This is a genomic window from Synechococcus sp. SYN20, assembly GCF_014279555.1.
Lineage (GTDB): Bacteria > Cyanobacteriota > Cyanobacteriia > PCC-6307 > Cyanobiaceae > Synechococcus_C.
Genome location: NZ_CP047959.1, coordinates 1,223,055 through 1,244,370, shown reverse-complemented (window position 1 = coordinate 1,244,370; position 21,316 = coordinate 1,223,055). Strand labels below are relative to the sequence as shown.

Here is a 21,316-nt window from a genome sequence, read left to right as displayed (position 1 = left end):
TGCGCTCCTGCCCATTGCCGTCTGCCGCCTCAATTCAGCAATGGCAACTACCGCGGGGCATTGACCTCACTGCTCTCGATGCGGTTCCCCTTCCTCTACCCCTGCGTGCACTGCTGTTCCGCCGCGGTCTGACAGAACCAGATCAGGTGAATGCCTTACTGAGTGATTCCCCCTTACCCAAGCCGGATGGCCACTTCCCTGAATTGGAAACGGCGGTCCAACGCTTGCATCAAGCCTGTTTGAAAGCAGAACGCGTTGCCATTTGTGGTGACTACGACGCCGATGGCATGACGAGTACGGCGTTGTTGCTGCGCACCTTGCGCACCTTGGGGGCGGAACCCCAAGCAGCGATCCCAAGCCGTATGGCTGATGGCTATGGCTTGAACTGTTCCATGGTGAATGAACTCCACGATGGTGGCGTTCGGCTCATTGTCACTGTCGATAACGGAGTGGCGGCTCACGAGGCCTTGAGTAGAGCTGAAGATCTGGGCATAGAGGTGGTGCTCACCGATCACCACACGCTCCCAAAGACACGCCCAAAAGCTCTCGCTCTAATTCATCCGGCCACCACGCCGGACCACTCTCCCTATCGAGGATTAGCAGGCGTTGGACTCGCCTATGTCCTGGCGCGCGAACTCGCAGAACGTATGCGCCAACCAACAGCCATCGCCAGTGCTCGTGATTTGTTTTGCATTGGAACGGTGGCCGACATGGCACCGCTGACAGGAGCCAACAGGACACTATTGAGAGAAGGGTTGCTTCATCTCCATCGAAGCAACTGTCCTGGAGTGCGCGCCCTGCAGCAACTTGCTGGACTCGGTGATCGGCCACTGCGCGCCGATGACATCGGCTTTCAACTGGCTCCCAGAATCAACGCCGTAGGGCGAATCGGCGATCCCCAATTGGTGGTGGATTTACTCACCGCCGACGACCAAAACAGCGCGATTGAGCTTGGCCGCCAATGCGACAGTCTCAACCGACAGCGGCGGGAACTGTGTGATGCCATTGAGGCCGAAGCCTTGGCCCTATTGGAGTCTGACCGTGATCCATTACCACCCTTTCTTCTTCTCGCTCAAGGCCACTGGCATCACGGGGTGATTGGCATCGTTGCGGCACGCCTCATGGAACGATTCCAACGTCCAACCGCCTTACTGGCTGCTGATGGCGATGGCCTGATGCGGGCCTCGGTGCGGGCTCCAGCAGGGTTCGCCGTCGACAACGCTCTCAACCACTGCACAGCCCTTCTCGAGCGCCATGGCGGCCACCCCGCCGCAGGGGGATTCACGGTGAAAGCCGAGCAAGTGCATCGCCTGCATGAGGAGCTCAATGCCTTGGCTCTGACCTGGATTCAAAAGCGTGGGGAAGGAATCCTGGTGGAACCAGAAGCACTGTTGTCGCTCGCAGCGATCAATCACGAACTCTGGTCCGCATTGCTCTCTCTGGAACCTTTTGGAATCGGCCATCCAGCACCACTGTTTTGGTCGAGAGCTTGCACAGTGACATCCCAGCGATTGCTCCGCGGCGGTCACCTCAAACTCACCTTGGCGCAAGACAACTGTGAGAGGGAAGCTATCGCTTGGCGCTGGCAACAAAGCCAACCACTGCCAGCCATCGTGGACGTGGCGTTTCGAATCAGCCTCAACCGCTGGCAAGGAGAAGCAAAACTGCAGCTCGAAATCCAGGCCCTACGCGAACATCACGCCTGCTTGGATCTGCACCGCGGCCTTGGCGTTTATCGCTGCACGAGCCCCCACGGATCAACCGTAGAGATTCGGAATCCATCTGGGGAAAGGCTGTCTGGATTGGTCAACAGCAACGGTGTCTTTGAAAGTGAAGACAACAGAGCAAGACACCCTTACGTTGCTGGCCTCATTCAAGACGCTTGCATTGGCCTTGGCCTTCTTCCATGACCTCTGAACTCAACACAACAAACTCACGATTCCGTGGCCCAGCGTCGGTCTTGAACGAAATCAATCGACTTGGGCGCCATTTCATTGGATTGCTAGCTGTTGGCGTCTTGATTGGCCTGGCTTGCCTCCCCCTGAATCTCGTCGATCGCATTCAGGAGTGGTTGTTCGATTTCTTGCCAACAACCGGCCAAACCCGCTGGACCTCCATTGGTCTGCTGATTGCCATGGCTCCCGTTGTGGTGATGCCGATCCTGTTGATGCTTCAACGAGGACCGTGGCGAGGCGGCGCTGGATCTGGAATTCCTTCAACGATGAACGCGCTGGAAGATCCATCGTTGATGCCAGATGCGATGGAAGCAGGCAGCACGCTGCACAGAGGAATCCTTTGGTCGGTAGCGACAGCAGCCATGTTTCCTCTGGGACGAGAAGGTCCAGTGGTGCAATTTGGCTCAGCGGTGGCACGCGCCACGCAAAAACGTTGGCCCAATTGGATGCCAGCTCTCACCGAACGACAGATGGTCGCCATTGGCGGAGGAGCGGGTCTAGCCGGTGGTTTCAACACTCCTTTGCTGGGCGTTGTGTTCATGCTTGAGGAGCTCACAGCTGAATATTCAATCGTCACGATCTGGCCGGCTTTGCTGGTGTGTGTGGCCGCGGCTGGATTTTCAAACCTTGGAGGAGAACCGATCTTCGGCTTAGGTCTCATCAATGTGTATGCGCCAGAAAAAGAACAACTGATGCTGGCGATTCCGATTGGAATCGCCGCTGGTCTTGTGGGCGGATTCTTCAATCGAGGACTTGTGTGGACCACAGCACGCTTATCTCCATTGGTCCGACAGCGTCCCCTGCGCACCGGTCTGTGCCTAGGCGCCGCACTGAGTTTGCTCGCCCTGTTGAGCTGGGGAACAAGCACTGCGGATGGTGAGGCACTCGTGAAACAACTGCTTGAGCGAGGCTTGCCGGAACTTGGCTCTGAGCATTCTGATTTCAGCTCGGGGATCGTGAGCATTTGGATCACCGTTGTCCGGGTGATCGGTCCCATGCTCGCCCTCGCACCAGGAGTACCAGGCGGGTTAATCGACCCATCGCTCACCTTCGGTGCCGTTCTCGGCTACACGGTCTGTGCGGTGATTGGATTCAGCACCCAAGTGGGCGTAGGGCTTGGCTTAGCAGCAGGACTAGCTGGGGCCACCCAATTGCCCTTGGTCTCCTTAATTTTTTCCTGGCGACTCGTCGGCGATCAACAATTATTTGCAGGAGCTTGTCTCACGGCCGTGATTGCCGCTTACACCGGCCGGCTGGTCTCGCGAACACCGGTGTATCACGCACTCGCAAAGCTTCAGAGAGCTCCGCGCCTGTAGAAGAGGATGAAGATCACTGCTGGGCCAGCAAGCGTGATGAGAGCAAGAGCCCCAAAATTTGCAATCAGGTGGATGTCAAATCCCATGGAAGGAAAGCAGTTGATCAGCGTGATGCCTCCAAAAGGGTACGGGGCGTTCCACCGCATTGCCCTTATCGAGAGGTATCACTGTGATGCCTTGTCACAGCAACCTCTGAATTGAACCATGAGCCGCCCGCCCCTTCACTGGTCCTGCCTGAATCACTGCGGTGCTTGTTGCAGGCTTGCTCCGGCTGAACGACAGGACGCTCTTGAAGTGTTATCGGACGATCAGCAAACGATCTATCTGGAGATGGTGGGGGAGGACGGATGGTGCAGGCATTTCGACCAAGGAGGCCGGCGCTGCAGGATTTATGAAGACCGCCCTGACTTTTGCAGGGTGAGCGGATTGGCCGATTTATTTGCGGTACCTAAGGAGGAAGTCAATGCCTTCGCTATTGATTGCTGTCGGCAGCAAATTCGATCGGTTCACGGCGGAAGAAGCCTGGAACTGCGTAAGTTCGAGCGGTTGATTCGCTCACCTCAGAATTCCGATGACTGAAGCAGGTAGCGACAGCAAGCTTGGTTTTAATGCCGTTCTGCTGAGCACCTTTACCACCGTTTTCCTCGCTGAATTGGGTGACAAAACCCAATTAGCCACCCTCCTTCTGTCCGCCCAATCCGGCGAGCCATGGTTGGTGTTCATCGGGGCCGCGCTGGCGTTGATCTGTTCAAGTCTGGTGGGCGTACTGGTGGGACGTTGGCTCTCCACCATCCTTCCCCCAGAACGCCTGGAACAAATGGCTGGTTTGCTGATGGTTGGACTGGGTTTGTGGCTGGGAAGTCAAGCCTTGCAGTCACTGATAGAGACCCAATCACGCTGAATTGTTATGGACTTCACCCTTCTCATTTCCACGTTTGTGACCGTGTTTTTAGCAGAGCTCGGTGACAAAACCCAACTGGCAACAGTGGCGATCAGCGGCACATCGGATCGACCGTTGGCGGTGTTTCTCGGATCCTCCAGCGCCTTAGTCCTCGCCAGCTTGATTGGAGCTGTTGCTGGAGGGTCTTTGTCCGCTGTGATTCCCGCCGACTGGCTGCAACTGGCGGCCTCAACTGGATTTCTGGTCATCGGAGGCCGCTTGCTGATGCCCATGCTCCAAGCCGGACTGGGATCCAGCCAGACCGACGACTAAGAGGGGGATTGCGCCCAGTCGGGCGATTAGAGTTGGATTGTCATTGACTGATTGCATTACCAACTCTTCGAGTGCAACGGTTTTGATTCAACTCCCGGTCCTGAAGGCCGGTTTCTTTCACGCTCCGATGAAATTCACGGTCGCCGACCTTCTCGACCAGGTCCCCCAAGACGGCTCGCTTGAGGTCAGCAAACTCGAGAAGATTCTCCGTCTAACCAACCGAGCCGACAAGCAGTCACTCAGCATTGCGCTAAAGGGCCTTAACCGCCTTGGTGTGCTGAGCCTTGAAGACGAGAGTTCGATCTCCCGTGGTGACGACATTGGCTTCATTGAAGCCCGTTTGCGCTGCAGCAGCAAAGGATTCTGTTTTGCCATTCGTGATGACGGCGGCGAAGACATTTACATCCGTGACCATCAGCTGAATCACGCTTGGAATGGCGACCGCGTGTTGGTGCGCATCATTCGTGATGCAGGCCGTCGTCGATCTCCAGAGGGCGGGGTGCAATGCATTTTGCAAAGAGCCACCACAAGCCTGTTGGCCCAAGTGGAACAACAGGATGAGCGACTGCTCGCCGTCCCCCTCGATGATCGTCTTCTCGCCTCCATCGAGCTACCCGAGGGAGATAGCAACTACCAACTCGAGGGACCAGCCACATCAGTGGTGGAAGTGCAGCTAGACCGATACCCGATCGCTCAACACCCAGCCCGCGGCCATGTGGCCCGTTCGCTGCCACTCAACGGTGGTGTCGATGCTGATCGCGATCTTTTACTGACCAAGGCCCATTTGCACTCCAGGGCCAGTGCCCCCAGAACAACGATCAAGGCTCCAGCAGATAAACGCCGCAAAGACCTCACCGATCAGCCCTGTTTACTGCTGAATAACTGGGAGATTGATGGTGCTCCCCACCTGCCTGCAGTCCATGTCATCCCCCATGACGGTGGAACCCAGCTGTGGATTCATGCTCCTGCTGTCGCTGAACGCGTGAACCCGGGCAACAGCCTTGATCAGTGGCTGTGCGAACAAAGCGAAGCGCTTTGTTTGGGCAATAAGTGGATCCCATTGCTGAGCGCCAACCTTTCCAAAGCAGCCGCTTTCAAGGTTGGGGACTCACAAGCAGCAGTGAGTCTTCGTGTTGATCTCGATGCAGAAGGCGAAGCTCGCGACTGGGAATTTTGTCTGACTCAGATTCGGCCTGTCGCTGAAGTGACGTCGGAGGCTTTGGCTGCTTTGGCGGGGCGCAAGCCCCGATCTCGTGCCATCCCAGCAGCACTCAAATCGATCAAAGATCAGATCGGACAACTCGAGACTCTGATCTTTTGTGCCAAAGCTCTTCATGCCGCAGATTTGAGACATGGCCAAATTGAATTGGATCTCCCAACACCCGATTTGGAAACGCTTGGAGACCTGCGAGTCACCGAACCTGATGGTGGCAATCGGCAATGGATTGAACCGCTAAGGGAAGAGGATCCCTTCTCAATCTTGGCTGTGTTTCTGCGAGCAGCTCACGCCACCTGGACTGAGCATTGCCTGGATTTCAATCTTCCAGCTTTCGTGCTGCAAGCCAATGATCCCGACAGTGGACCGCTGAACGATGTCGCCAAAGCAGCCATTGCCTTAGAGCTGCCTCTCTCTCTCGATGAAGAGGGCACCACCTCAGCTTCAGAACTTGCACAAGCCTTAATCGCAAGCCCATCGAGACGGGTGCTCAATCTGCAGCTGCGACACACCCTCCCCGATCCCCAGTACCGCCTGATCCAGTCGAAGGCCAAGCACATCGCACTCGCCGGTGAAGAGGATCATTCATCGATTGAGACGGAAGATGGTCTTGGAGACATCGACACTGCAAACGACACTGATGAGATAGCTGGTTCTGCTCAGGATGGATCGACTCTCCTATTGGCTCCTTGGTGCTGTCCCAGCCTGCATTACGCCGATTTATTGAACCAGCAGGTGTTGTGTCAGCTGCTCAACGACGGCAAGGATCGTCCAAGCGTTCGCCAAAAAGAAACGGTCAACTTGGGCAGCAAAGGTGCCGCTTCAAGGATGACCTGGCCGCTGTTTAGCGGGTCGCTCCAACAACGCTTGCAGGAGCTTCTCCAAGAACGCCAACTGCAACGGCTCAATTCCCGGCGTCGCCAGCAGACAGAGCTTCGCAGAGATGTGATTGCAATGGCTCAAGCACGAAGCGCGGAACCGATGCTTGATCACGAGCAGCAAGGCGTCATCAGCGGCGTTCAGAGTTATGGATTCTTCGTGGAGATTGCCCCCTCCATGGTGGAAGGTCTGGTGCATGTCAGCTCCTTGAACGACGATTGGTACGAATATCGCTCGCGCCAAAATCGATTGGTGGGGCGTCGTAATCGCCGCGTTTACAAACTTGGAGATCCCGTCACGGTTCGGGTCACCAAAGTGGACGTCCTGCGCAATCAGATCGACCTGGACATCGTGTTGAGCTCGGAAGAAACACAGGAAGAGTCACCGATGCCTGTGGCCGTGAGTGAGGGTTAGGGACGTGTCCTTCTTGGAGCAACCTGATCGTCCCTATGTCTTAGGGGTGAGCGGTGCCTCAGCCCAACCGCTTGCCGAGCGGGCCCTCCAACTATTGCTTCAGCAGGGACGCAGCGTTCACCTGATCATGAGTCGGGGGGCTCATGAGGTTTGGCTAGCCGAGCAATCCATCCAGGTTCCCGTCGATCCTGAGCTTCAGGAACGATTTTGGAGATCGCGGCTGAATGTTGAAACTGGATCGTTGATTTGCCATCGCTGGGGAGATCAAGCCGCCACCATCGCCAGCGGAAGTGTGGCAACCAGGGGCATGGTGATTGTTCCTTGCTCAATGGGCACCGTGGGGCGTATCGCCGCCGGAGTAGCCAGTGATCTGCTTGAACGTTGTGCCGATGTTCATCTCAAGGAGGGACGACCACTGGTGCTGGCACCGAGAGAAATGCCATGGAGCCTGATTCATCTTCGCAATCTCACAACTTTGGCTGAGGCGGGAGCGAGAATTGCACCACCCATCCCTGCCTGGTACAGCCAGCCCCAAAATCTCAGCGAGATGGTTGATTTCTTGGTGGTGAGACTCTTCGATTCCCTTGGCGAAGATTTGAGTCCTCTGAACCGTTGGCAGGGTCGCCAGCCATGACATCATTTCAACGCTTGCTGCTGATTCCCTGTCTGAGTCCGGTGGTGTTGATGTTGTTGATCGCCTCACTCAATCTCGGACAAGCGTCATCGTTGCGGGTGCTCACATGGAGATTGCCCACATTGCCCATTGGGGCCTGGATTGCGGTCGCAACGGCCTTGGGATCGAGCGTCACTGCTGTGGCTGGATTGGCGATGGTGACCTCGAGACCTGTGCTGCGCCGAGAGGTTCGTCGGCCGGCAAAAGGGCCCGATGTTCAAGAGCCGTTGCCTCGTGAGCAACCCCATCAGGCCAGATCAGCTCAACCCACGCCTTGGCCAGAAAGGGATGTGCGCGATCCCGCCCCAACCGTCTCAGTGCCCTTCAGGGTGGTGCATCGAGGCAGCCAGGCCAACGCAACACCAACCCAATCCACAGACACCAAGCCCGTCCGGCCAAAGCAACAACAGGCCGACCCATCGACTGCCGATGCAGGGGGAGGAATGGGGGCTGATGCCGACGATTGGAATCAACAGATTGGCGATGATTGGTAGAGAGAGCACTGGGCTGTCTACAGTTCGCCCAGCAATCAAAGTCCGGTGAGCGAAACTCCCGCAACACCCAAAGCTGAAGCCAAATCAGCGGCTAAGCCAGCAGCAAAACCCGCTCCGAAGCCAAAGCTGGAGGACAAACCCTTTCAGGCGTTCATTAAGGACGATCTCATCCCATCCCTCAGCAAAGCGCTGAGCAGCAATCACCAAATCACCGCTTCGATTGAGCTCATCGAAGGGGACCGTCCTGTCGTTGGTGGCCAATGCTGGATGGTCACCGGTGCCTTACCAGGAGACCGGCGGTTCTGGGTCTGTTTTGAATCGGATTCGATTACATCCGGTAAAACCATTGCGCTTGCAGAATCCGGAACGGAACCAAGTTTGCTGGAATCCTTTTTGATCGATGAGAAGCGCATCAACCTGGCCCTTCTCCAGTCCCGATTGCTACAGCGGCTGAATGGACAAAAATGGCTGGGTGGGAATTAACTGAGAGGTCGTAACACTGGGCTGTTTGTTACCGGAGGGCGACCTACGATGAGTCGTAGTGACTGACGCAACCGATGGTGCCTCCAACAGCCGTGACGGAAGCCACAGCAGCACCAGGGTCCAACGTTACGGCGAAAGACCCGGAGAAGGACACGATCCTGACCCCTCGTTTTTACACGACAGATTTCGAGGCGATGGCCGCGATGGATCTGCGTCCAAATGAGGCAGAACTAGAAGCCATTTGCGAAGAGTTCCGAAAGGATTACAACCGCCATCACTTTGTTCGCAATGGTGAATTTGATGGAGCTGCAGATCAGCTTGATCCAGAAACTCGCAAAGTGTTCGTTGAATTTCTAGAACAAAGTTGCACGTCTGAGTTTTCAGGGTTTTTGCTTTACAAAGAACTCAGCCGTCGGATCAAAACCAAAAACCCACTTCTCGCCGAATGCTTCTCGCATATGGCCCGTGATGAGGCGCGGCACGCCGGCTTCCTCAACAAGTCGATGAGTGATTTTGGTCTGCAGCTGGATCTTGGCTTCTTAACAGCCAGCAAAAGCTATACATTTTTTAAGCCAAAATTTATTTTTTACGCCACATATCTTTCTGAAAAAATTGGTTACTGGCGTTACATCACTATTTTCCGCCATCTCGAACAAAATCCCGACTGCAAGATTTTTCCGATCTTCAACTTTTTCGAGAATTGGTGCCAAGACGAAAATCGCCACGGTGATTTCTTTGATGCCTTAATGAAAGCTCAGCCAGACACCGTGAGGGGATTGCGCGCACGACTGTGGTGCCGTTTCTTCCTTCTAGCGGTGTTCGCAACTATGTATGTGCGTGATGTGGCACGCAAGGAGTTTTACGAATCCCTGGGTTTGGATGCTCGTGAATACGACCGTTTGGTCATCGACAAGACCAATGAGAACACCGCACGGGTGTTTCCAGTGGTTCTCGATGTCAAGAATCCACGCTTCTTCAATGGTCTGGAACGCTTGGTGAACAACAACGCTGCGCTCAGCGCCGTGGATGCCACCCAAGCCCCTGCACCCATCAAATTGCTGCGCAAACTTCCCCATTGGGTGGCCAATGGTGCTCAGATGGCATCCCTGTTCTTGATGGCACCGATCCGCAGCGAGCAATACCACCCAAGCGTTCGTTGAGAGCTGGCAACTGACTTGGGCCTCTGTCTCCGATGTCTTCCGCGATTCTCCATAATCAAGGTTGACGCGCACGAGGGGCTTGGTCCAAACCCATCCCGCTCTTAACCAGACCTTCACTCTGGATCCGAGCCACACTCCCTGGAAAGATCGCCTGGAAACGCTTCTTCAGACAGGGGTTCGTGCTGGTGCTGATCTTGTTGAAGTGTTCCTAGAACGCACGGATCACTTAGGTGTTCTTGCAGAACAGGAGCGCATCACGAGTGTGTCTCCATCCTTTGGAATGGGCGCTGGAATTCGCGTCTTCATGGGTCATCGAGATGGGTTCGTGAGCACAAACGATCTCAGTGAATCCGGTTTAGCCCAAGCCCTTGATCAAGCCTTAGCCATGCTCGAATTGGAGCACAATGCTTTGCAGCATGAGCGAGGCTTTGAAGGACTCAGTCAGCTCAGGGATTTCGGAGCCAATAAGGACACCTGGCTCACGCAGTCTCCTGAGCTCAGTGAAATCACGCAGCGACTTCTGGAAGGAACAGCTCGACTCGATCAGATCGGACAGCACCTAGAGGTCCGTCGAGGCAGCTTTTCACGAGACTGGCAAGAGGTCCTTGTCGCTGCCAGTGATGGGACCTATGCCCGCGATATCCGCCTGCATCAGTCCAGTGGCCTCAGTGTTTTAGCCGCCGATGGCGAGCATCGAGCGAGCATTGCCCGCCGATTTGGATCGAGCGACCGCCCGGATGATTTACGGGAATGGGATGTGGATGCAGCTGCCAATGAAGTGTGCAGCAGTGCAGCAACCATGCTTCATGCCGATTACGTGGACGGAGGACAGATGCCCGTGGTCCTCGCCAATCGTTTTGGAGGCGTCATTTTTCATGAAGCCTGCGGCCATCTGCTTGAAACCACCCAGGTGGAACGCGGGACAACCCCATTTGCAGATCAAGTTGGAAAAACGATTGCCAACCCTGCAGTGACCGCCATTGATGAAGGTCTCAGTACCGGCGCCTTTGGGTCCCTGTCCATGGACGATGAGGGGATGGAATCGCAGCGCACGGTCTTAATCGAGCAGGGCGTCTTAAAAGGATTCCTGAGTGATCGTGCCGGAGAACTACGCACCGGTCATGCGCGGACCGGTAGCGGCAGGCGACAAAACCACGGTTTCGCAGCGGCAAGCCGCATGCGAAACACTTACATCGCAGCAGGTCCCCACAGCACCGATGACCTGATCCAATCGGTTGACCGTGGCCTGTATTGCAAGTCCATGGGCGGTGGAAGTGTGGGACCAACCGGTCAATTTAATTTCTCTGTGGAAGAGGGCTACATCATTGAAAATGGCCAACTTGGCCGTCCGGTCAAGGGAGCAACGCTGATCGGTGAAGCCAAGGAAGTGATGCCAAGGATTTCCATGTGCGCCAACGATCTCGACTTAGCTGCTGGCTACTGCGGATCGGTGAGCGGCAGCATTTTTGTGACCGTGGGGCAACCCCACATCAAGGTTGATTCGATCACCGTGGGAGGCCGTTGACCATGACCCATACACCTCTCAATGTGGAAGAGCTGCGGGATCAGCTCCACGCCCTAGCAACCAGGGACGGGATCCGTCAGTGGGATCTTGGAGCCAGCCGAGGAATGAATGCCTCGGTCCAAGTGGACCGTGGTGAAGCCAAGCAAATGAAGGCGGCTCAACGCAGCTCAATCACGGTGCGCGTGTGGAATGAGCAAGGACTAGTTGGTGTGACAAGCACTTCTGATCTTTCACCAGGAGGACTCGACAAAGCCCTCAAGGGCGCTTATCAGGCAAGTTCCTTTGGCAATGCCGAAGACATCCCAGGTTTCTCACCGCTGGCCACGGCAGCGATCCCCGAGCTTGATCGACCGCTGAAACCCTCTCAGAGCATTCAGACGTTGCTGAGCACTCTGAAAGATGTGGAAGGTGAGTTGCTTGCCAAACACCCTGCGATTGAAACCGTCCCCTACAACGGTTTGAGCGAAGGCAATAGCGAGCGGATTTACCTCAACAGCGAGGGGGCACTCCGCCACATGCAACGGACGCAGGCCAGCCTCTACTTGTATGCACGCGCAGAAGAAAGCGGCAGAAAACCACGCAGCGGTGGGGCCGTTCGTGTGGCACTAGGTAGTGCTGATCTTGACCTGGGTGGCTGCATTCAGGAAGCCGCAGAACGCACCATCAGCCATCTCAACTACCAACCGATCGATACCGGTCGTTATTTGGTCTGTTTCACACCGGAGGCATTCCTAGATCTTCTTGGTGCATTCAGCAGCATGATGAATGCCAGATCCATTCTTGATGGCGTCAGCCTGAGCAGCAAGGAATCACTTGGCCAACAACTCGCCGTGCCATTTTTCAATTTGCACGACAACGGCTTGCATCCCGCTCATGTAGGAGCAGCTGCCTTTGATGGAGAAGGCACACCAACCAAACGTCTCTGCCTGATCGGCAACGGAACGTTGGAAAATCTGCTTCATTCAGAGGCCACGGCTCGTCAGTTTGGAGTGCATCCCACCGGTCACGCCGGACTCGGAGCCAAGGTCTCCGTTGGACCCGATTGGTTTGAAGTGAGTTCAAGCTCAGGCGTGAGCAGCGCCGCCAGCCATCTCGACCATCGCAACGCCGGCGAACCCTTTGTGTTGATCGAGAGCTTAAATGCACTCCATGCAGGCGTGAAGGCTAGTCAAGGTGCTTTTTCACTGCCATTCGATGGCTGGCTCGTGAAGGATGGTGAGCGAATCTCTGTGGAAGCAGCCACGATCGCTGGCGATATCCGAGATGTTCTGAAAGGGATTGTTCACTTAGAACCCAACGAAGTGGTGACCCATCAGGGCGTTTCACCCCATGTTTGGGTGGATGGCTTAGCGATTACAGGCGAAGCCTGAGCTCGCAACGATGAAGATCTTGTTCTGGGGGACCCCCGACTATGCAGTGCCAACGATGGTGGCACTGCATCAAGCAGGCCATACGCTTGTGGGAGTGGTCACGCAACCAGATCGACGCCGGGGTCGCGGGAAAACATTAATTCCATCGCCTGTGAAGGCCACAGCCCTTGAATTGGGTTTGAAAGTATTCACGCCCCAACGGATCAAGCAAGACGAAAGCTGCCAAAAGCAACTCGCAGAGCTACAAGCAGACCTGTCCGTGGTGGTGGCCTTCGGACAAATTTTGCCAACAAGTGTGTTGAATCAACCGCCACTGGGCTGTTGGAACGGCCATGGATCTCTGCTCCCAAGATGGCGTGGTGCCGGACCAATTCAATGGTCGTTGATGGAAGGGGATTCTGAAACTGGCGTCGGTGTAATGGCAATGGAAGAAGGACTCGATACGGGACCAGTACTTTTGGAACGAAGGCTAAGTATTGGCCTTTGCGAAAACGCATACGAACTGAGTACACGACTCAGTCACTTGACCGCATTATTAATGGTGGAAGCGATTCCTTTGATTAAGGAAGCAGGTACAGGTACGGAATCAGAGAGATGGGAGAAACTCGGCGTAATGCCTCAAGCCAATAACAGCTCATACGCAAGAATGCTAGGAAAAGAAGATTTTAAAATCAATTGGAATCAATCCGCATTAACAATCCACAGAAAAGTGATGGGTCTATACCCAGGCGCGACAACGAACTGGAAAGGAAAAAAACTAAAGGTAATAGCAACTGAACCGTTAATAAAAAGACTGAGTGCTGATCTAAGCCATGAGGCAGCAGAACTGACAAAACAATGGGGATTGGAACCAGGCGCTGAAATTGATTCATCGCTTTCGCCAGGACAAATATTAGAGGTTGTTACTGACCTTGGAGTTATTGTGGCAACCCGAGGCTGTCCTCTATTAATACGAGAAGCACAGATAGAAGGCAAAAAACGTGCATCAGGCAAACAACTACTTCAACAGCTCCAGATCAACAACGGCGATCAGTTTGGTACTTAAAGACAAAGAATGGAATTAAACAAAAACACCCCAACCCATCATTCAGAATGAATCACCCCCGCCGAAAAAAATTAAAAAGATAGAACCATCAAGATTTTGAATCAGCAGAAGCAGGAATAATAAATCAAACATACCCGCAAAAGAACAAATCCAATGGAACACATTGTGAGAATTTTGGTATTTTAATAAAAAACCAAAACCCAGAAAGCCTGCAAACCATGACTCCTAAAAGCGAAAAGAGAGAACCACCAGCTACCAAAATTTAACGGGATGCAAAAACGTTAAACAGCAGATTCAAGAAAATAATCTTAGAAATAAAACAGGATCAACAAAGAAAGAAAGCCAATACAAACATGCATTGGCCAAAATCTTCAAAGCACAACAGACGAAAAAATATATAACAATCAAAACAAGGCTCAAACAAAAAACGTGCAATGACACATAAATCTAGTCTTTTGCAGTAAGACAAAAAAATACCCCAGCAAGTGCTGGGGTAACTTTTACAATAACAGCAGGAAGCTTGAGAACAGAATCAAACCATCAAAGCATCATTTTGAAAAGCATTGAATTCACTCTGGGTAATGAATTGACCAGCAATCAATTCACCACTTGGATCAAGATCCCAGGTTGCAAAGTTAGAACTTAGTTGATTTTCCCAAAGAAGGCTGAAGCCAGTCTCAGAGAGTGAATAATCAACAACCTCCCAACCGCTGCCGGGTGAAGACTCAGATGCAAAGCCACCGCTAAAGGTAACTTGAATTTGCTCATCCATAGCACTCAAGAAGGCATAGCCCAATTGATTGCTTCCGAAGGAAGATCCAGGCGAGAAATTCGTGAATTGAAGACCAGTTACGCCATCTGAATTGAGATCCTGACCTGAGACAGACTCCCAAGTAAAGAACTCTTCGTCAGAAAGGAAAGCACCTTCAAGGAGATCACCAGTAGCAGAAACAGACCAATTGGCGAACTGTCCAGTTACTTCATTCTCCCAGAAGATGCGTGTGTTCTGTGCGTTGCCAGTGGCTTCATCAACGATCCCTGAATGCGCCTTCCAACCATCACCTGGAGCGTTCTCAGATGCAATAGTGCCTCCGCCATACGTGATGTGATGCAATCCATCAGAGTTGGAAATGGCATAACCAACCTGGGTAGAACCAAAGGTCGCTAAACCAGCAGCCATGGAAGTGAATTCAAGGCCAATCACAACATCAGAATTGAGATCAGTGCCAAGTGCAGACTCCAATTGGTAGAAGGATTCTGCATTGAGGAACTGTCCATCAACCAATGCAGCATTGGAATCAAGTTCCCACTTAGCAAACTCGCCCGTCAGGGAATTTTCCCAGAAAAGATCGAAACCATCAGCAGTCTGAATGGCAGCATGTGCCTCCCAACCACCGCCTGGATTGGACTCATTCACTGGCATTCCATTCGAGGTGACTAATGCACCACCAAGAGAGCCATTCGCGATGGAATAATAACTCGCATTCGTCACTAATGGGTTCTTGTCATCAAAGCCCATTGCCGCTGCATCAGTAACCGCAGACATGTTGCCAGCGACATCAGTTTGACGAACAGCTGCATTTGGAAAAGCAACAATCGAATTTGTGGAGAAAGTACCAGCAAAACCATCATCAGTGGAGGTCTCAAGAACTGCACCATCCTCAATAGCAAAGGTGGAGAAACCCTCTAAATCGTTGCCTGTAAGAACAGGAGCAACAGGAGACACAGTGTCATATATGAATGAGATCTCAGCAACATCACCTAGACGAGGTGCATCGTTACCATCCTCCACGAGTCGGAAGAAGGCGGAATTAGAACCCTGTTGAAGACCCATCACCTGTGCAGCGATGGCCTCATCAGGATTGCCGAGAAGTGCAAAGCTTTGAGATTCCTTGAGCAAAGCCTCAAAATTAGCTTGAGTGAGACCATCTCTAGCGTTAGCCCCCTCACCGACCATTAGACCAACAGGAACTCCAACCCAAGTCTCAGGCTCACCATTGAATGAGATTTCATAGTGAGTGCCCATTGTGCGTCCATCAAGAACAACGGCAGCATCGGCAGTGATTGCATCCATGTCGGATGCACCAGTGTCATTAAAGAGAGATACGGCAACAGCAGGCATTGGAGCATTAGGCGCCTGAGGACCGTTCTGGGCAAAAGCAGTCACTGAGTTGGCCGCAGCCGCTTCCCGAAGACGCTCAATGTTGGCTGCATTGGCCTCACTATCGAAGACAACACTTGAAGATGCTGTCTGAGCAAATGTTTCACTGATATCCAGTTCAACAATCTGAGGAGAAACTTCAACAGAGGTTGGGTCAAGAAGGATTGGATTCACAAACCGCAGCGATTCAAAGTTACGCATGAAGTCGTAACCCTGATCAACCTCAGCTAATCCAACCTGAGCAGTACGGGCAGGATCAAGAGCCTGAGCAGCCGTTGGATGATGGAATGAACCTAAGAATCCGTCACCAGCACTCCGAAGATCGGAATGAAGTTCGTCACCATTGGGATCAAAGCCGGTATCAGAAACACTGTCTGCAGTGAAACCAGTAACAGACCAGCTGAAGACTCCAGAACCAGGAGTTACTTCAGCGCCATCTGGATCAAGAACTGCAGGAACTGTTTCCATAAGGGTGTAATCAATAGCTACACCATCAGCACCAAAAACTCGAGTCTTAGGGAAAGCACTAGCAAGACCAGCTTGGTTGATAAACGTTGTTCCTACGGGAACATTGAGTACCAAATCAAAGCTACTTAGAGGAACACCGTTAACATCATCTTCAATGAACATCGGCTGGCCATTACCATCCAAGGGATAACCGACCGGAGCACCAGTTCCAGGTGCTTCGATGTAAGTGACAGCATCCGCAATGTCAACTACAAGGAGGCCAGTTGAATCAACTGGCTCACCTGCATTATTGACATAGACTCTCTTCATTCCTTCAAGAAGGAATTCATCGGGACTACCAATGAAGGCTGCAACATCAGCCTGACCTTCGCTCTGTTGGGTTGAGCTCAGAGCACGATGAATCTCAAGATCAGTAGGCTTAATAACCCTGTTTAATACAAGGTTATCAGCGTTGATTTCAGCCATATCGCTGAAATAGACCTCTGTTCCAGCCTCAAGTCCTGCAATATTACCTTCGGGGGCCGTGTACTTAATCTTCACCTCAAGATGAGCATCGCCATCAAGTACATCATCGCCACCGAATCCGTAGATGGTATCACCATGGGCACCACCAATGATGACGTCCCCACCGTTAAAGAAAGGATTAACCTGTCTCAAGTTAGTAGCTGAATCCTCATTCACTGCATCAAACACAGTGTCTACTTCACTGGTTTGAATCAGTGCATTGGGAATCAACTGGGAGAAATTCCGATCAGCAACGTCGGAGAACAAACCATCAATACCACCATCATTTAATGGAAGATCGAAAAGACGGTTATCAGACATGGCATCAATCGCAACGCCTCGAGGAAGCAACCCTGCCTCAGGTCCTACAGGATTACCAGATGCATCCAAGACCTTGCTAATGGTAATCGGCGTAAGATCATTCTCATCAACAACACTGTCATCATTCCAATCTCTGATAACGCCAATATCAAATTGGTCAACAACTCCATCAGGAGCACCACCAGGTCCACTGAAATCTGTAATGCCCAGATCACGCAATGCTTGCAAATCAGAATCCAGAACGCCGTCCATATCAGTAAGAACGCCATCCTCATTGAGATCAAGGAACTGGTTGCCAGCCGTGATCTCAACCAGGTCACTGCCCAGCAATTGATCCGCAAGCATGGAACCAGAAACAGCTTCCGCCGATGAATCATCGACTCTTGGGGATATACCTGCAACACCCAAACCAGCTGCGCGTTGATCGCTCATGCTGAATGCCGCTCCACCAGCATCAGCACCAGCACCAACACCTTCACCATTACGGGCAAAGCTCAACCAGTCGAAACCGGAACCAGCGTCATAACGGTCATCGCCACTACCGTCGATAAAGATGTCATTTCCTTCATCGGCCTGAATCGAATCGTCGCCAGCCTTGGACATTGACACGTCATGCCCTTTCGTCCTTAGGGCACTTTCAACAAAGAGACCGAGAGCATTAACGGCTTCACCATCATCAAGTGATGCCTCATCAGCACCACCTTGGCGGCCCTCAAACCAGTCATTTCCGTCACCACCACGAGCAAATGTTCCAGCATTACTGCCCAACATAAAGTCGTGGCCAGTTTCACCGAAGGTTTCACCACCTTCACCACCGGCAGAAACGGCTAGCCAGTCGTCACCCATACCACCGAAGAGCAACATGCCGCCGAGCATGACGTCATTGCCTGCTTCGCCGCGCATGAAGTTCTCACCTTCACTATCAACAACAAAGTCATTTCCATCACCAGCGAAAACCTGGTCATCACCCATACCTGTATAAATCGTGTCATCACCAGCTCTACCGTAAACAGTGTCATTTCCAGGTCCCGTAGCAATCAGATCATTCTGATCAGACCCGCCAATAGTTACATGTACGGCGCCATTATAGCGAAGTACATTATCAGCTTCGATACCGATCTGATCCGTTGTATGTTCACCATCCTGAACATTAGCGGGATCAACGGCTAGAGAAGTGCGATGCACTTCTTCTAGGCCTGAAGACATCGCTCCACCAGTTGGGTCGGAATTATTAGCAGGACCTAGATTTGTATTCTGCTTGGCTTTATCAATCTCCAGAGTCCAATAAGGGGTTGTGAAGATATTGCCTGCAAGACTTGAGATATCTCCATCTAAAGCCCGAGTGGCCATGGAGGCGAAGGTATTACGTTCAATTTGAGTATTCAAATTACCCGTAAGACGAGCTAAGTAGTAGAACCTATCTGAATTTTGAAGAGCAACCATCTGCTGCTCAAAGACTAAGGCAAAAGTGGTACCAAACGTCTTGACGGCATCTTCAGGGCGCTCTGCAAGACCACCAATCCAAAGATCAATATCGTCTACACCAGCTCTATCAGCGTAATCTCCCTGAGCCAACATAAAGTCGCGAGCATCAGCGTTGGAACCTTCAATGAGTGCCGCTGCTGCAGTACGTTTTTCAGTATTAGTTTCTGCTTGCTCAATGGAGGAATGGGTGCCGTAAGCGGCTACGAAATTCAAAAGTGAATCGTAATGCTTAAGGTGCCCACCGAAGTCAGCCCAACTGGAGTAGGGGGTAAGACTTGAGTTGCCATCCGTTGCTTCAAAGAATTGACGACGCGTTTCATTAAGTTTAGGAATCCCAAGTTCTCTACCACGAGCAATATTAATGGTAGCAAGATCAAGGGGCATTCCCAAAAGGTTTGATCTCAGGGGAGAAGTTACAAACTCATCAATAGCATTACCTTGCTGAGTAGTCATGCCTCGCAAGATAGAGGCAGCAGCTTCAGTAGAAGTAAGAGTCTTAGCAACACCGTTAATAGGGTCAGCAACACCAGTGGTAGGGTCAACTAATGCGCCCTCCAGTGCACCCCGAGGATTCAAGAAAGCTTCAATGAGACTTACAGAATTGTTTTGCCATTCACCATCAGGTCCAAGATCAAATCGATCCACTGATGGGGTCAACATCGAGTGACCATAACGGTAAACAGCATGTGAAAACTCCTGAGTAATTGCAGGATCTACATCAACTTGATAACCAGCGAACAAAGCAATCGCGGGATCAAGATTAGCTCGTACAAAGTCTTCAAATACACCATGCTGATACTGCATCTCAGTCATAAAACGAGACGCCTGGAAGAGACGCTCACCATCCCAAGCATCCGCTGGAATCTCCTCAATCGATGCAGGGACTTCGGTAATGGCAGCGCTAGGACGAAGCCACAGACTGATGAATTCAGGATTCTGGGTTTCGAAAGCAACGCGCTTATAGTCTTCAACTAAACGATCATGCTCATTGTGGAACATGACATGGAAGGCTAGAAGTCCAATGTTTTCATTGGTTCGTCCGTCACCACCAATCAAGTGAGCATCAAGAAGAGCTTCATCGTAATTTAAAGCCTTACCTGTACGTGGATTAATTTGACCTTCTTCGATAGGATTACCATTAACATCAAATAGTATATTATTAGTGATTTGATTATCACCATCAACCATCGGCTCTGCAGATTGATTGATATCGATCAAAAACTGTTGTCCTGTTTGAACAACTCTGAGTCCAGGCTGGACTAAAGACAGTGGATTATCTTGATTACCCTCAAGCAACTCGTAAGTACCAGTACCTACGCCGTCAGCATCGAGAACCTCAAAAACAATTTGTGGAAGACCATTTTCACCTGGAGTAAACTTGCCATATTTATCAGCTGCAACAAGAGGGATATTGCTTACAAAAGAATCAGTTAGCTCAATACCAAGAACGGTTGTGGCCTGATTTTTTACATCAGCCCAAGTTGGCAAGCCATTACCATCTTGTCCGTTAAGGAACTTACCTGTACTGAGTACTTGGCCAAAATTGATTTCAGCCTGTCCCCCAGTAATCAGAGGATTGTTACGTTCCTCGACTGAACTAAGAGCTTCGAATGATGAATTCTGGGTGTATTCACGTAGGAAAACCTGTTGGCTTGAGATATTTCCATACGCCTGGTTCATATCGATCCAGGGTGTTGTCTGATTATCGATTCCTCCCTCAGCATTACGCGTTGCACGCGAAAGAACCATGAAATTTGTATGCGATCCTTCCACATAGAGAGGATCATCTGAGTCAAGAGGCACATAAATTGTCCCTTCACCACCTTTCTCAACATGACCAAGACCATGATCAAAACCCTGTGCAAACAGGGTCAAAAATGCGTTGTATGGTGCACCTGCTGGGTCAGGAGCAACATTACGAACATTGACCTCCAATGGCTCCGTTAGATTGCCATCTTGATGACCAGTAGTGATCACACGGCCGTAACGATCAACAGGCTCCCCATAAGCATTGAGGTTTTTACCAGCAAAGGGAAGTGGGTCAATTTCAGTGTCAAGATTTTCCTGTAAGGCAATAGCCGCAGCAGGATTATTGGTTGTGGTATCCGCAATCAGATTTGAAATGCGACGAGGGCCTGCATCATTGACATCACCAAACTGGAGGTTTCCATCAGCATCTGTCGTTGGTGCATAGCTATCACCGAGAACAACAGGTGGGCCCGGCACTCCTAGAAATGGATTGACACCTGGAGTGCTATCTCCGTACTGAGGTGCGCTAGTGACCAGTTCAGCAGAAGCAGAATAGGGACGGTCAGCAGCACCAAAGTCTCCTTGTCCTTGTTGAAGGTTGTTTAAGGTGCCATCAACTGTTCTCAAGCCGGTTGGGCTTTCAGTAAATCCAGGAATGAGGTTAGCCAAGAATTGGCGATCCTCCTCTACATCTAAACCTTGGCCGTTCTCTATAAGGGCAGTAATACGCGCTAGTTGACTTGTCGATGAATGAGCTTCTGCTACTTGGATTTGTTGCAGAATATTGAGTAGGTCATCAGAAGTAATAAGCATGTTTGCCATGAGTAAATCCTCGGAGAAACGCGAAAGCTGGGTTTGACATCACAGGAATAACCAAGAGCTTTC

The 21,316-nt window shown here is 51.9% G+C and carries 15 protein-coding genes; 13 read left to right on the top strand and 2 right to left on the bottom strand.

Going from position 1 to position 21,316, the window contains the following annotated elements:
* The first annotated feature begins 14 nt into the window (after positions 1 to 14).
* Both recJ and SynSYN20_RS06420 read left to right on the top strand, forming a co-directional pair.
* On the top strand, positions 15 to 1,910 hold the full coding sequence (gene recJ / locus SynSYN20_RS06425) for a single-stranded-DNA-specific exonuclease RecJ (protein WP_186525200.1): 1,896 nt from the start codon (positions 15 to 17) through the stop codon (positions 1,908 to 1,910).
* Positions 1,907 to 3,271 (top strand): chloride channel protein, encoded by a 1,365-nt coding sequence (locus SynSYN20_RS06420; protein WP_186525199.1) that lies wholly within the window; start codon positions 1,907 to 1,909, stop codon positions 3,269 to 3,271. Before recJ ends, SynSYN20_RS06420 begins: the two co-directional genes overlap by 4 nt.
* On the opposite strand, the gene psb30 is transcribed toward SynSYN20_RS06420, so the two are convergent.
* Positions 3,250 to 3,357 carry a photosystem II reaction center protein Ycf12/Psb30 gene (gene psb30, locus SynSYN20_RS06415; RefSeq protein ID WP_038013133.1) on the bottom strand — a complete coding sequence of 36 codons (108 nt, stop codon included), beginning with the start codon at positions 3,355 to 3,357 and terminating at the stop codon, positions 3,250 to 3,252. The genes SynSYN20_RS06420 and psb30 overlap by 22 nt on opposite strands.
* 118 nt (positions 3,358 to 3,475) lie before the next feature.
* Between psb30 and SynSYN20_RS06410 the strand changes: the two genes are divergently transcribed.
* The 11 genes from SynSYN20_RS06410 to fmt all read left to right on the top strand — a co-directional run bounded on the left by SynSYN20_RS06410 (position 3,476) and on the right by fmt (position 13,743).
* The gene (locus SynSYN20_RS06410; protein ID WP_186525198.1) at positions 3,476 to 3,850 is read left to right on the top strand and encodes a YkgJ family cysteine cluster protein; all 375 of its coding nucleotides are present in this window, start codon (positions 3,476 to 3,478) and stop codon (positions 3,848 to 3,850) included.
* Positions 3,843 to 4,172, top strand: a complete 330-nt coding sequence (locus SynSYN20_RS06405; protein WP_186525197.1) for a TMEM165/GDT1 family protein — start codon at positions 3,843 to 3,845, stop codon at positions 4,170 to 4,172. Before SynSYN20_RS06410 ends, SynSYN20_RS06405 begins: the two co-directional genes overlap by 8 nt.
* A 6-nt stretch (positions 4,173 to 4,178) precedes the next feature.
* Positions 4,179 to 4,484, top strand: coding sequence for a TMEM165/GDT1 family protein (locus SynSYN20_RS06400; protein ID WP_186525196.1), 306 nt, complete (start codon positions 4,179 to 4,181; stop codon positions 4,482 to 4,484).
* Between the two features lie 127 nt (positions 4,485 to 4,611).
* Positions 4,612 to 6,993: an RNB domain-containing ribonuclease gene (locus SynSYN20_RS06395; protein ID WP_186525195.1), complete on the top strand. Its 2,382-nt coding sequence runs from the start codon at positions 4,612 to 4,614 to the stop codon at positions 6,991 to 6,993.
* Positions 6,994 to 7,006: 13 nt separating this feature from the next.
* Positions 7,007 to 7,627 carry a flavin prenyltransferase UbiX gene (locus SynSYN20_RS06390; RefSeq protein ID WP_255476395.1) on the top strand — a complete coding sequence of 207 codons (621 nt, stop codon included), beginning with the start codon at positions 7,007 to 7,009 and terminating at the stop codon, positions 7,625 to 7,627.
* Positions 7,624 to 8,160, top strand: a complete 537-nt coding sequence (locus SynSYN20_RS06385; protein ID WP_186525193.1) for a hypothetical protein — start codon at positions 7,624 to 7,626, stop codon at positions 8,158 to 8,160. The genes SynSYN20_RS06390 and SynSYN20_RS06385 overlap by 4 nt, the downstream gene beginning before the upstream one ends.
* 45 nt (positions 8,161 to 8,205) lie before the next feature.
* Positions 8,206 to 8,643, top strand: coding sequence for a DUF2996 domain-containing protein (locus SynSYN20_RS06380; protein WP_186525192.1), 438 nt, complete (start codon positions 8,206 to 8,208; stop codon positions 8,641 to 8,643).
* A 74-nt stretch (positions 8,644 to 8,717) separates the two neighbouring features.
* Positions 8,718 to 9,803: a magnesium-protoporphyrin IX monomethyl ester (oxidative) cyclase gene (gene acsF / locus SynSYN20_RS06375; protein ID WP_186525191.1), complete on the top strand. Its 1,086-nt coding sequence runs from the start codon at positions 8,718 to 8,720 to the stop codon at positions 9,801 to 9,803.
* Positions 9,804 to 9,864: 61 nt separating this feature from the next.
* The gene (locus SynSYN20_RS06370) at positions 9,865 to 11,328 is read left to right on the top strand and encodes a TldD/PmbA family protein (protein ID WP_370586721.1); all 1,464 of its coding nucleotides are present in this window, start codon (positions 9,865 to 9,867) and stop codon (positions 11,326 to 11,328) included.
* Between the two features lie 2 nt (positions 11,329 to 11,330).
* On the top strand, positions 11,331 to 12,698 hold the full coding sequence (locus SynSYN20_RS06365; protein ID WP_186525190.1) for a TldD/PmbA family protein: 1,368 nt from the start codon (positions 11,331 to 11,333) through the stop codon (positions 12,696 to 12,698).
* A gap of 10 nt (positions 12,699 to 12,708) precedes the next feature.
* The gene (gene fmt / locus SynSYN20_RS06360; protein ID WP_186525189.1) at positions 12,709 to 13,743 is read left to right on the top strand and encodes a methionyl-tRNA formyltransferase; all 1,035 of its coding nucleotides are present in this window, start codon (positions 12,709 to 12,711) and stop codon (positions 13,741 to 13,743) included.
* 532 nt (positions 13,744 to 14,275) lie between these two features.
* On the opposite strand, the gene SynSYN20_RS06355 is transcribed toward fmt, so the two are convergent.
* Complete coding sequence (locus SynSYN20_RS06355) at positions 14,276 to 21,253, bottom strand: peroxidase family protein (RefSeq protein WP_186525188.1); 6,978 nt, start codon at positions 21,251 to 21,253, stop codon at positions 14,276 to 14,278.
* Positions 21,254 to 21,316 lie beyond the last annotated feature (63 nt).